Source organism: Streptomyces sp. NPDC001093 (assembly GCF_040298985.1).
Taxonomy (GTDB): domain Bacteria; phylum Actinomycetota; class Actinomycetes; order Streptomycetales; family Streptomycetaceae; genus Streptomyces.
The window spans coordinates 1-12501 of sequence record NZ_JBEPBF010000049.1 but is presented as its reverse complement, the minus strand read 5'-3'; the positions used below and the strand labels follow the sequence as shown (position 1 = coordinate 12501).

General features: G+C 72.7%; 11 protein-coding genes and 1 pseudogene. 1 reads left to right on the top strand and 11 read right to left on the bottom strand.

Going from position 1 to position 12501, the window contains the following annotated elements; all coding sequences use genetic code 11:
- Nucleotides 1-24: 24 nt before the first annotated feature.
- The 6 genes from ABT288_RS23905 to bldG form a co-directional block, all read right to left on the bottom strand.
- The gene (locus ABT288_RS23905; RefSeq protein WP_351611202.1) at nucleotides 25-222 is read right to left on the bottom strand and encodes a hypothetical protein; all 198 of its coding nucleotides are present in this window, start codon (nucleotides 220-222) and stop codon (nucleotides 25-27) included.
- A 455-nt stretch (nucleotides 223-677) separates the two neighbouring features.
- Nucleotides 678-2198: a DUF7059 domain-containing protein gene (locus ABT288_RS23900; protein ID WP_450861735.1), complete on the bottom strand. Its 1521-nt coding sequence runs from the start codon at nucleotides 2196-2198 to the stop codon at nucleotides 678-680.
- 154 nt (nucleotides 2199-2352) lie between these two features.
- Nucleotides 2353-2982 (bottom strand): small secreted protein, encoded by a 630-nt coding sequence (locus tag ABT288_RS23895; protein WP_351611196.1) that lies wholly within the window; start codon nucleotides 2980-2982, stop codon nucleotides 2353-2355.
- 254 nt (nucleotides 2983-3236) lie between these two features.
- The gene (locus ABT288_RS23890) at nucleotides 3237-5639 is read right to left on the bottom strand and encodes a sodium-translocating pyrophosphatase (protein ID WP_351611193.1); all 2403 of its coding nucleotides are present in this window, start codon (nucleotides 5637-5639) and stop codon (nucleotides 3237-3239) included.
- Nucleotides 5640-5909: 270 nt separating this feature from the next.
- Entirely contained in the window at nucleotides 5910-6341 is a 432-nt protein-coding gene (locus ABT288_RS23885) for an ATP-binding protein (RefSeq protein WP_351611192.1), read from the bottom strand.
- Nucleotides 6342-6542: 201 nt separating this feature from the next.
- The gene (gene bldG / locus ABT288_RS23880; RefSeq protein ID WP_010986038.1) at nucleotides 6543-6884 is read right to left on the bottom strand and encodes an anti-sigma factor antagonist BldG; all 342 of its coding nucleotides are present in this window, start codon (nucleotides 6882-6884) and stop codon (nucleotides 6543-6545) included.
- Nucleotides 6885-6966: 82 nt separating this feature from the next.
- Between bldG and ABT288_RS23875 the strand changes: the two genes are divergently transcribed.
- A complete protein-coding gene (locus ABT288_RS23875; RefSeq protein ID WP_351611190.1) occupies nucleotides 6967-9534 on the top strand; it encodes a DEAD/DEAH box helicase in 2568 nt (855 codons plus the stop codon).
- Between the two features lie 380 nt (nucleotides 9535-9914).
- Here the strand turns inward: ABT288_RS23875 and ABT288_RS23870 are convergent.
- The 5 genes and pseudogenes from ABT288_RS23870 to ABT288_RS23850 form a co-directional block, all read right to left on the bottom strand.
- Nucleotides 9915-10280 (bottom strand): annotated as a pseudogene (locus ABT288_RS23870) (Rv3654c family TadE-like protein); the annotation flags it as partial.
- Nucleotides 10277-10615 carry a TadE family type IV pilus minor pilin gene (locus tag ABT288_RS23865; protein ID WP_351611188.1) on the bottom strand — a complete coding sequence of 113 codons (339 nt, stop codon included), beginning with the start codon at nucleotides 10613-10615 and terminating at the stop codon, nucleotides 10277-10279. The gene ABT288_RS23865 and the pseudogene ABT288_RS23870, both read right to left, overlap by 4 nt.
- Nucleotides 10616-10637: 22 nt before the next feature.
- Nucleotides 10638-10838 (bottom strand): DUF4244 domain-containing protein, encoded by a 201-nt coding sequence (locus ABT288_RS23860; RefSeq protein WP_351611186.1) that lies wholly within the window; start codon nucleotides 10836-10838, stop codon nucleotides 10638-10640.
- Nucleotides 10839-10925: 87 nt separating this feature from the next.
- Nucleotides 10926-11705: a type II secretion system F family protein gene (locus tag ABT288_RS23855; RefSeq protein WP_351611184.1), complete on the bottom strand. Its 780-nt coding sequence runs from the start codon at nucleotides 11703-11705 to the stop codon at nucleotides 10926-10928.
- 373 nt (nucleotides 11706-12078) lie between these two features.
- On the bottom strand, nucleotides 12079-12501 hold a 423-nt coding region (locus ABT288_RS23850), incomplete at its 5' end, for a type II secretion system F family protein (RefSeq protein WP_351611182.1).

Sequence of the window (12501 nt, the reverse complement as noted above, 5' to 3'; positions counted from 1 at the left end):
TCCTTCCCAGCGCACCTGCCGACGTCAGAGGCGGGTCAGGCAGTAGACGCCGAGGGCCAGCGCGACCGTCCCGGCCACGCTCGCAAGGGCCGCCGATGCGACCTGGTTCACACCGTGGGCGACCGGCTCACGGCGCCTGAGGCGGGTGCCGGTCCAGGCGAGCAGGGCGCCTCCGAACAGGGCGAACACCATTCCCGCGAAGATCGCCGGCCCGCTCTCCATCCCCCACCCACCTCTTCCGTGCCGTCCGGCTCCGCCCGCGCCGGGACACTGGCACGCGCGGGAGGCGGACAGGAGACGGCCGGGCAACATCGGGGTGAACGAGAAGTCGACGTGACATCGAACACACGGTCGAACAGGGCGTGGGCGGCCGCCACGCCCATATTTTTCCGGCCGTTTTCCCGGCATCGGCGCGTCACGGCACCCGCCGCCGGTCGGCACCGGGCCGCACACCGGTCCGTGCCCTCGGCATACGACGATGATCCGGACGCGGCCCACCGGGGCAACGGGGGACGGCTACGACCCCACCGGTACCGGGCATACCTCAGGCGACCCAAGCCGCCCTGGCCCACGGCACGCCGGACCGGCCGCCGTACCCCTGTCTGTGCCGGACCGGCCGCGGTACCCCGCCGCGCGCCGGACCGGCCGCCGTAGCCCCGCCGCCGTGCCCGGTCGGCTCAGTGCGCCGGGTCGAGGAAGCCCTGCTCCACCAGCAGGCGGATCTGCGCGGGCGTCCGGTCCCGGAGCACCACCGGGTCCTCGTCCATGAGCTGGGCGATGGCGTCCAGGATGCGGCCCGCGCTCAGCGTGCCGTCGCAGACGCCCGCGAACCCGGCGCCGACCGTGTCCACCTTCGTGGCCCGGCGCATCCCGCGGTGCTGGCGCAGCACCACATGCTCCGGGTCCTCGGCACCGGGCAGCCCGACCTGCTCCTGGACCACCTCCGCGGCGAGCTTGAAGTGGCTGTCGAGGAGCGCCGCGTCGTCGTGCTCCCGGAGATAGTCGAGGCGCTCGAAGTGCGCCCGGATCGTGTCCCCGAGGGGCTGCTCGACCGGGTGTGGCCACTCCTCCACCGTGACGACGGGCTCGGCGGAACCCGTCCGGCGCAGAGTGATCCAGCCGAAGCCGACCGCCCTGACCTTGCGCGCCTCGAACTCGTCGAGCCAGGCGTCGTACCGCGCCTGGTACTGCGCCGCGTCCCCGCGGTGGTCACCGGCGTCCCTCAGCCACAGCTCGGCGTACTGCGTGACGTCCTGTACCTCGCGCTGCACGATCCAGGCATCGCACCCGCGCGGCACCCACGACCTGAGTCTGTCCTGCCAGTCCTCCCCCGCTACGTGCTGCCAGTTGGCGAGGAACTGCGCGAACCCGCCCTCGTTCAGCCGTTCCCCCGCCTGCTGAACGAGCGAGCGGCACAGATCGTCCCCGCCCATGCCACCGTCCCGGTACGTGAGGCGAGCGCCGGGCGAGATGACGAAGGGCGGGTTGGAGACGATCAGGTCGAAGGTCTCGTCGTCCCGGACCGGTTCGAACAGCGAACCCTCGCGCAGGTCGGCGGAGGGGGCGGCGGAGAGCGCGAGCGTGAGCGCGGTGATGTGCAGGGCGCGCGGGTTGAGGTCGGTGGCCGTCACGCGCGTGGCGTGCTGGGCGGCGTGCAGCGCCTGGATGCCGGAGCCGGTGCCGAGGTCCAGGGCGGACGCCACCGGCGTACGGACGGTGATGCCGGCGAGGGTCGTGGAGGCACCGCCGACGCCGAGTACGACGCCCTCGTCGCGCTGCCCGATCCCGCCGGCTCCGCCGACCGCGCAGCCCAGGTCGGAGACGATGAACCAGTCCTCGCCCCCGGGACCGCCGTAGGGCCGTACGTCCACGGTGGCGGCCACCTCGTCGCCGCCCACGCGCGTGAGCCACCCGGCCTCCAGCGCCTCCTCGGCCGGCAGAACGGCCGCCACGCGCGCGTGCGGCACCGGCTGCTGGAGCAGGAAGAGCCGTACGAGCGTCTCCAGCGGCGTGTCGCCACGGGTCGCCCTCAGCGCGGGCACGGTCTCGCTGCGGGCCAGCGCCGCGTACGCGGGGGCGCCGAGCAGGTCCAGCAGCCCGTCGGCGGTGAAGGAGGCGGCCAGCAGCGCGTCACGCAGGCGCGCGGCGATGTCGGGCCGGTCGGAAGCGGGCAGGGAAGCGGGTCCGGAGTCAGTCACGCCCCCCATTGTGGCCCGCGGCACGTTCCGTAGGCGGCCTCAGCACGCCTCACCGGTACGGCCCCGGCCGGGCCCGCCGACCGGGCGCCGTAAGCACTGCCCGTCAGTCCTCGGCCGTCACCGGCGGTCGGCGGTCCGCCGTACAAGCGACCGGTCAGCCCGCCGACGGCGAGGACGAGGAGGAAGCCGTGGCCGCGACCTTCTTGCAGCTGGCCTGCTGGGCGATGGCGTTCTTGACATCGCCCTGCTGGAGCTTCTCCAGCGCGTCGGTGCCGCTCTTGTGCTGCTTCTCCAGGTCCGTCATCTGCACCGCGATGTCGTGCAGACCCGAGGCGAACTTGGCCTGGTCCTTGGTGTTCAGCGCGTCGACCTGCTTCTTCAGGCCGGCGTAGGAGGCGGAGAGCCCGTTGAAGCTCTTCACGACGCCCTGGAGCCGCTCGGCGCCGTCCTGGACACCGGGAGGCGCGCCCGCGCTGCTGACGGCGGTGGCGATCGCCTTGTAGCCGTCGGCCATGTCCTGGAAGGCCTGCGAGTCCGTCTTCTGGAGGGTCTCGGGCTTTGCGGTGTCGGCGGCCGTCGTGCTGATCGCCGCGTTCGCCGCCTTGATCTTCGCGTCCTGCGCGGGCACCGCGTCGCACACCGACTTGGCCCAGGCGACCAGCTTGGGGTCGGGGCCCTTGTCACCGCCGCCGCTGCTGGTGCATCCCGACAGCGCCGCCACCAGTACCGCACCGCCGGACAGTGCGGCCGCGAGCTTCTTGTTCACCGGATTGGTCCCTTCCATGGCTCTCGGCCCACGGACCCTACACGGCGGACCCACACCCTCCGCACCCCGAACGCTCCCTAAGGCGCCCTTTGTGACTCTTCGCACCATGAGAGAGAAGACTCACCATGTGGCCGAGCCCACAAGCGGACCGGCAGACGCCCACGGATGCCCCGCACACGACCCCGCACAGACGGCAGCGGGCGGGCGGCACGCCAACACGTGCCGCCCGCCCGCCCGTTGAGCAGGACTTCTCGAACAGTCAGGGATTTCGGCTAGGAAACCACCGCCGTGTTCGCCGAGTTGGAGACCCGCCCGGTGCTCTCGTCGTCGCCGACGGCGATGCCGCGCCGCTTGGAGACGTACACGGCGACGACGATCACCACGAGCGCGAGGAGCGCGATCGTGATCCGCACGCCCAGGTTCTTGTCGTTGCCGTAGGAGAACTTGATGACCGCGGGCGCGATGAGCAGGGAGACCAGGTTCATGACCTTCAGCAGCGGGTTGATCGCCGGCCCGGCGGTGTCCTTGAAGGGGTCACCGACCGTGTCGCCGATCACCGTGGCCGCGTGGGCCTCACTGCCCTTGCCGCCGTGGTGGCCGTCCTCCACCAGCTTCTTGGCGTTGTCCCAGGCGCCGCCGGAGTTGGCGAGGAACACCGCCATCAGCGTGCCCGCACCGATCGCGCCGGCGAGGTAGGAGCCGAGCGAGCCGACGCCGAGCGTGAACCCGACGAAGATCGGCGCCATCACGGCGAGCAGACCTGGCGTGGCCAGCTCCCGCAGGGCGTCCTTGGTGCAGATGTCGACGACCTTGCCGTACTCGGGCTTCTCGGTGAAGTCCATGATCCCGGGCCGCTCACGGAACTGCCGCCGCACCTCGAACACCACCGAACCCGCCGAACGCGACACGGCGTTGATGGCCAGTCCGGAGAAGAGGAAGACGACCGCGGCGCCCGCGATGAGGCCGACGAGGTTGCTGGGCTGCGAGATGTCCAGGGACAGACTCATCGGCGCACCCGGCCCGGTGAGTTTCGCCCCGACGTCCTGCACGTTGGTGGTGATCGCGTCGCGGTACGACCCGAACAGCGCCGACGCGGCGAGGACAGCGGTGGCGATGGCGATGCCCTTGGTGATGGCCTTGGTGGTGTTGCCGACCGCGTCCAGGTTGGTGAGCACCTGTGCGCCCGCGCCCTCGACGTCGCCGGACATCTCGGCGATGCCCTGCGCGTTGTCGGAGACCGGCCCGAAGGTGTCCATGGCGACGATCACGCCGACCGTGGTGAGCAGGCCGGTGCCGGCCAGCGCGACCGCGAACAGCGCGAGCATGATCGACGTACCGCCGAGCAGGAACGCGCCGTACACGCCGAGCCCGATGAGCAGCGCGGTGTAGACGGCGGATTCCAGGCCGACCGAGATGCCGGACAGGACGACGGTGGCCGGTCCGGTGAGGGAGGTCTTGCCGATGTCCCGGACCGGGCGGCGGTTGGTCTCGGTGAAGTAGCCGGTCAACTGCTGGATGACGGCGGCCAGCAGGATGCCGATCGCCACCGCGACCAGGGCGAGGATCCGCGGATCGCCGTCCTTGCCCCTGATCGCCGCGTCCGTCACGCCGTGCAGAGCGGAGTACTTCGAGGGCAGGTAGACGAAGACCGCGACCGCGACCAGGGCGAGCGAGATCACCGCGGAGATGAAGAAACCGCGGTTGATCGCCGTCATGCCGCTGCGGTCGGCGCGCCGCGGGGCGACCGCGAAGATGCCGATCATCGCGGTGATGACGCCGATCGCGGGCACGAGCAACGGGAAGGCGAGTCCCGAGTTGCCGAAGGCGACCTTGCCGAGGATCAGGGCGGCCACCAGGGTCACGGCGTACGACTCGAAGAGGTCGGCCGCCATGCCCGCGCAGTCGCCGACGTTGTCGCCCACGTTGTCGGCGATGGTCGCGGCATTGCGCGGATCGTCCTCCGGAATGCCCTGTTCGACCTTGCCGACCAGGTCGGCGCCGACGTCGGCGGCCTTGGTGAAGATGCCGCCGCCCACACGCATGAACATCGCGATCAGGGCGGCACCGAGGCCGAAGCCCTCCAGCACCTTCGGCGCATCGGCCGCGTACACCAGCACCACGCAGGAGGCGCCCAGCAGGCCGAGCCCCACCGTGAACATGCCGACGACGCCGCCCGTGCGAAATGCGATCTTCATCGCGGTGTGCGAGACGGTGGTGAGATCCTTTTGCGGTTCGCCCGGTCCCGGGGTGGCTTCCCGGGCCGCCGCGGCGACCCGTACGTTGCTGCGCACGGCGAGCCACATGCCGATATAGCCGGTGGCCGCCGAGAACACCGCACCGATCAGGAAGAACACCGATCGTCCGGCACGTTGATTCCAGTCGTCCGCGGGCAGGAGCATGAGCAGGAAGAAGACGACCACGGCGAATGCGCCGAGCGTGCGCAACTGCCGGGCGAGGTACGCCTTCGCGCCTTCCTGGACCGCCTCGGCGATCCGCTTCATGCTGTCGGTGCCCTCGCCCGCGGCCAGCACCTGACGCACCAGGATCCCCGCGACCACCAGTGCGGCGAGCGCGACCGCCGCGATGACGGCCACGATGATCCGGTTGTCGCCGGTCAGAACTGCGGCTGCGAGGGATGTGGGATGACCCGATTGAGGGGTAGAAAGCCCCGCCATTCGTCCTCCTTGACGCTTGGGCTGAGCTCAAGATGTGGGGATTCTAGGTACCTCAGTGTGATCTAAACAGGGCGCGGTAAACGGAATTCGCCTCCGCCGACCCATCAGTAAATGATCGAGATCCCACCCGACCACCCGAATGGAGTAATGCCTCCGAGGCATTTTTAATGATCGTGAATTTATTCACGAATTCGGGATGTGCGCCTTGCGCTGGAAAAACACCGAGGGCCCTGCTCGGCAGGGCCCTCGTGAGGTGGTGCGGCGCGGCGTTCAGACCAGCGCCGTGGCCGGCGGTGTGGTCGGCCAGGTCATGCGGATCAGGCCGCCGTCGTGTCCGGTGGTGACCTGGACGTCGTCGACGAGGCCGCTGATGACCGCGAGGCCCATCTCGTCCTCCTCGACCTCCGCCTCGCCATCCTGCGCGGCGCCGGGCGTGTCGCCCGGGGCGGCGTGCGGCGCCTCGTCGCCGACCTCGATGGAGAACTGTTTCTCCTCTTCGATCAGCGCCACCTTCACGGGCGCGCTGATGCCGCTGCTCTGGTGCAGTCCGACGGCGCGGGAGCAGGCCTCGCCGACGGCGAGCCGGAGCTCGTCGAGGACGGCCTCGTCCACTCCGGCCCTGCGTGCCACCGCGGCCGCCACCAACCGGGCGGTCCGGACGTGCTCGGGCAGCGCGCTGAAGCGGAGTTCGACGGTGGCCATGCATCCCCCTCGCGACTACGGGCGTGCGGTCGGGGGCAGGGCCGCCGGGAGCCCGCACCCCTGATGTGCTTCTGTGCCCCGGGCCGCTTCAGGGCCCGGGACGGAACCGGTCGACGCCCCGGCCGCCGGCGCGGCGGACCGGACGCCATCGGCCGGCGTCCGGGCTCCGAAGGGAGCCCGGCGCCGGTCACCGCTCCAGGGTCAGTCGGTGGCCGCCACCGCTTCCTCGACCGAGGTGTGGATCGGGAACACCTTGGTGAGGCCGGTGATACGGAAGATCTTGAGAATGCGCTCCTGGTTGCAGACCAGGCGCAGCGAGCCCTCGTGGGCACGCACTCGCTTCAGGCCGCCGACCAGCACGCCGAGTCCGGTGGAGTCGAGGAAATCCACGCCCTCCATGTCGACGACGAGGTGGAAATTCCCGTCGTTCACCAGCTCGACCAGCTGCTCGCGCAGCTTGGGCGCGGTGTATACATCGATTTCGCCACCGACCTCGACGACCGTACGATCGCCGACGGTACGGGTCGACAGGGACAGGTCCACGGATCCTCCAGCACCTTGCTATCGAGCGGTCGCCCTTAAGGACACCTCGGCTTGCGGCCCCAGGGACGCAACGCCAGCCGCGATGGCATTCAATCACTTACCGGCAGGTGTGCACGACGCCTTGACTCCATTGTCCGTCACGCCAGTGACACACTCGGTGCCGATGGCCAAGAATCACCGATCCGATCGATCCCCGGCGGACCCGGCGTCCCGCCCGTCTCCGGGCGCGGTTCTGGACCGGCTCGCCTCCGGGCCGAGCCGGGCTGCGCGCATCACTCATACGGAGCACTTGCCCCCGCGCGCGGGCCGCCATGCCGTCTGGCCTGACCGAATCCGGTCCGAGGTGATCGCGGCCGTCCAGGCGTGCGGCATCGAACACCCCTGGGCGCACCAGGCGCTGGCCGCCGAGCACGCCCTGGACGGTGACTCGGTGGTCGTCGCCACCGGCACCGCCTCCGGAAAGTCCCTCGCGTACCTCGTGCCCGTCCTGTCCACCCTCCTGGACGGCTCCGAGGCTCCGAACGGCCGAGGCGCCACCGCCCTGTACCTCGCGCCCACCAAAGCGCTCGCGGCGGATCAGTGCCGTTCGGTGAAGGAACTTTCACAACCGCTCGGCACCTCGGTGCGCCCGGCCGTGTACGACGGCGACACCCCGTTCGAGGAACGGGAGTGGATCCGCCAGTACGCCAACTACGTCCTCACCAACCCCGACATGCTGCACCGCGGGATACTCCCCTCCCACCCGCGCTGGTCCTCCTTCCTGAAGGCCCTCAAGTACGTCGTCATCGACGAGTGCCACACCTACCGGGGCGTCTTCGGCTCGCACGTCGCCCAGGTGCTGCGCCGGCTGCGCCGCCTGTGCGCCCGCTACGGCGCCTCGCCCGTCTTCCTGCTGGCCTCGGCGACCGCCGCCGAGCCCGCCGTGGCCGCCCGCCGGCTGACCGGCCTGCCGGTGCTCGAGGTCGCCGACGACGCCTCCCCGCGCGGGGAGCTGGTCTTCGCCCTGTGGGAGCCCCCGCTCACCGAGCTGCACGGCGAGAAGGGCGCACCCGTACGGCGTACCGCCACCGCCGAGACCGCCGATCTGCTGACCGACCTCACCGTGCAGGGCGTGCGCTCGGTGGCCTTCGTACGGTCCCGGCGCGGCGCCGAGCTGATCTCGGTGATCGCCCAGGAGAAACTGGCCGAGGTCGACCGCGCCCTGGTCCGGCGGGTCGCGGCTTACCGCGGCGGCTACCTCCCCGAGGAGCGCCGCGCCCTGGAACGCGCCCTGCACTCCGGTGAACTCCTCGGCCTCGCCGCCACGACGGCCCTGGAACTCGGCGTGGACGTCTCCGGCCTGGACGCGGTGGTCATCGCCGGCTACCCGGGCACGCGCGCCTCCCTGTGGCAGCAGGCGGGCCGCGCGGGCCGCTCCGGACAGGGCGCGCTCGCCGTGCTGGTGGCCCGCGACGACCCGCTGGACACCTTCCTGGTCCACCACCCCGAGGCCCTGTTCGCCCAGCCGGTGGAGTCCACCGTCCTCGACCCGGACAACCCCTACGTCCTCGCCCCGCACCTGTGCGCCGCCGCCGCGGAACTCCCGCTGACCGAGGAGGACCTGGACCTCTTCGGCCCTGCCTGTGCGGACGTGCTGCCGCAGCTGGAGGGCGCGAAGCTGCTGCGCCGGCGGACGAAGGCCTGGCACTGGACACGCCGGGAGCGGGCCGCCGACCTGACCGACATCCGCGGCGCGGGCGGGCGTCCGGTGCAGGTCGTGGAGTCCGGCACCGGTCGCCTGCTCGGCACGGTCGACGCGGGCGCCGCGCACTCCACGGTCCACGAGGGCGCGGTCCACCTCCACCAGGGCCGCACCTACCTGGTCCGCCGGCTGGACCTGGAGGACTCGGTCGCCCTGGTCGAGCAGGCCGATCCGCCGTACTCCACGGTCGCCCGCGACACCACGTCGATCTCCGTCCTGGAGACGGACACCGAGATCCCGTGGGGCGCGGGCCGCCTGTGCTACGGCTCGGTCGAGGTCACCAACCAGGTGGTCTCCTACCTGCGCAGACGCCTCATGACCGGCGAAGTGCTCGGTGAGACCAGACTCGACCTCCCTCCTCGTACGCTGCGCACGCGCGCGGTGTGGTGGACGGTCACCGAGGACCAGCTGGACGAGGCCCGGATCACCCCGGAGATCCTCGGCGGCTCCCTGCACGCCGCCGAGCACGCCTCCATCGGCCTGCTCCCCCTCTTCGCGACCTGCGACCGCTGGGACATCGGGGGCGTCTCGGTCCCGCTGCACCCGGACACCCTGCTGCCGACGGTCTTCGTGTACGACGGCCACCCCGGCGGCGCGGGCTTCGCCGAGCGCGCCTTCCACACCGCCCGCACCTGGCTCACCGCAACCCGCGAGGCCATCGCCTCCTGCGAGTGCGAGGCCGGCTGCCCGTCCTGCATCCAGTCCCCCAAGTGCGGCAACGGCAACGACCCACTGCACAAGAGGGGGGCGGTACGGCTCCTCACGGTGCTGTTGCGGGGGGCACCGGAGGAGAAGCCGGCGGAGCAGCCGACGGGCGTGTCGGCTGCTCGGGAACAGCCGGCGGAGGGGCTGGCTCCGGCGGAGCAGCCGACGGAGGAGCCTGCTCCGGGGCCGGCACCGCGGGGTTGAGCGCGTGCGGCGCGGGGCTCTCCGGCACGAGGGGTCCGCGATGGGTGCGGGCTCCAGCGCGGGGGCTTTCCGGCGCGGGGCCTCCCGGCGCGGGGCCTCCCGGCGCGAGGACTTTCCGACGCTGGGGCTCCCGGCGCGGGGCCTCCCGGCGAGGGAGCCCGGCACGGGGCTCCGGGCACGGCTCACCGCACGGTGCCGCTTCGAGCCCCGCTCCTCCCGGTACTGCGGCTTCCAGCCCCCGTCCTCCCCCGTACGGCGGCTTCCGGCACCGGTCCTCCCCGTACGACGGCTTCCGGCACCGGTCCCCCAGGTACAGGGTCTTCCGGTGCCGGTGCACCGGACGCAGGGGAGTTCCCGCGCTGAACCTTCGGCACTGATCCGCTCGGCACCGGTCCCGCCGGCCCCGCTCTGGCCCTGGCCTCCGCCGCGAACGGCCCTCTTCCCGAGGCCGCCGTCACGTCCGAGGTCTCGCCGACGACCGTGCACCGGACCAGCCGTACCCCCTGGGCCGCCGCCACCCGCTCGGCCCGCGCGCAGGCCGCCGCGCCGCCCTGCTCCCAGTGGGCCGCCGCCGCGAGCGCCGCCAGATCCGCGCCGCCGGCCGCCCGGTGCCGGACGACGACGGCCTGCCCCAGCGCGAGCACGGCGCCGAACACCGCGCACAGCACGGCCATCGCCCCCAGACTCCACACGGTGGCGGACCCCCGGTCCGAGTGGTGCCGTTCCCTCGCCCCACAGCCCCTCACTGCTCCGCCTCCCCGGTCGCCGCGGTCTCCTCGGCCGGTGCGACGGCCTGCTCCCGCAGCTCGAACGGCAGTCCGCTCAGCACCGGCGGTCTGGCCACCACCGTCACCCGTACCTGGTCGCCCTCGCGACCGACCGTCACCCGGGCGCCGCGCGGCGCGGCCTGCCGGGTCACCGTCACCACGGCGTCGGCCGGATCCTGACGGGCGGCGGCCCGGGCGCCGATGCGGGCGGCGTCCACGCACTGGATCTGTGCGGCCACCACGAGCAGCCCCCAGACCAGTGCCATCGTGAACGCCACCAGCACGCACAGCACCACGGCCGCCTCCGCGGTCACGAACCCCCGGTCGGCTCCTCGCTCACATCCGCGCACTGAGGGCCTTCTTCACGATGTCCTGCAGCTCCGCCCGGACCTGGCCGCTGGTGACGACTTCGTAGAGCAGCAACGCGAAACCGACGGCCGCGATGATGCCCATCGCGTACTCGGACGTCACCATTCCGGCGTCCCCGCGGCCCTTCCGCCGCAGCCGTACCGTCGCTTCCTTGGTCTTCCTGTGCATTCCAGCCCCCTTGGGATTCAGGTCTTTCGTGGTTCTCCGCGATTGCTCGGCTCGGTGGCCGCCTGGGCTCGTTCGCTCTCGTACGCCTCACCTGCCTCCCATCACGCCGCCCGCGAGTCCGATCACGACGGGCAGGACGCCCACCGCGATGAAGGCGGGCAGGAAGCACAGGCCCACCGGGGCAGAGATCAGTACGGCCGCGCGCCGGGCCCGGGCCGTGGCGGTGCGGGCCCACTGTGCGCGTGCGTCGGAGGCGAGGCGGGCGGCCGGACCGGCCGCCGGGAGCCCGGACTCGTCGGCCCGCTCCAGCAGCCGCGCCAGCGCTGCGGCACCTGGCAGCTCGGCCAACCGCCGCCAGGCCTGAGCCGGTTCACCGCCGAGCCGCACCTCGGCCGCACCCCGCGCCAGCGCCTCCCCGACCGGCCCGTCGAGCGCCTCCCCCACCGCCTGTGCGGCGATCACCGGTGCGGCTCCGGCCGCGACACAGGCGGCCAGCAGATCGGCGGCCAGCGGGAGTTGGCGTGTGGCGGCGGCCGTGTCGACGGGCTCCGCCCGGCCGGCGGCCGCCTCCCGGCTCCGCCACCACCACAGCACGACTCCGGCGCCCAGCCCCAGCACGGCGCCGGTCACACCGCCGACCAGGACCCAGGCACCGCACATCGCCCCCGCCAACGGCAGCCACCGCCGCGCTACGCCCGCCGACGCGAACCGCCGCCTGGGCACCGGCACTTCGAGACCGAGCAGCTCGGTCACCCGTCGCCGTGCCCGACGCCTCCTGCGGACCAGCTCCAACCGCCGAACCGCCCAGCCGAGGACCAGCACAGCACCCCCGGCCGCCCCCAGCCTGTGGACAACTTCCCCGCTCATACCGCCCGCTCTCCCCACACGTCCCAGCCGACCCGCCCCGTCACGCACCTCGTCCCGCACACGCCGCTCCGCTCCCCCGCTGACCGCTCCCGCTCCACACGCCCTTGACAGCACGCTTCCTCGCACGCTCCCGCCCGCCTGTCCCGCCACGTCGCCCGGTACGGGACGCCCCCATTGCCCACGCCTTGGCCCGCGCATACCGCCCCGGCCGCCAGGCCCCGCACCCCCCGGCTCCCCACCACCGCGCCACACCTGCCGGCCCGCCACCAGTTCCCGGACGTCCCGGCCCACGCACCGCAGTTCGCTCCCCACCCCGGATGCCCTGGCCGGCGCATCCCTCGCGCGCCCGCCCCGAAGACCACCGCGTGCCCCCTCACCCCGCTCCCGCTCCCGCTCCCGCTCCCGCTCCCCGCACGATCCGCACGGCCCACCACATCCCGGCCACCTCGAAGGCGGACCCGATCGCCAGGCAACCGAGGCCGGCGCCCGTGTGGAGCAGGACGTGGAGCGGGGCCGCGCCCATGGCGGAGCCGAGGAGCAGGCCGAGCGCGGGGAGCACGGCGAGCAGCACCGTGGTCGCCCGGGCACCCGCCAACTGGGCGCGCAGATCGGCACGCTGGTCCCGCTCGGCGCGCAGGGCCGCCTCCAGCCGGTCCAGGCCCGCCGCGAGCCCGGCGCCCCGGTCCACGGCCACCCGCCAGCACGCGGCGAGCCCGAGCAGCCCCTCGGCGCCCGGCTGCCGGGCCGCCGCGGTGAGCGCGCCGGGCACGTCACCGCCGAACCGCGCCGCCGCGAC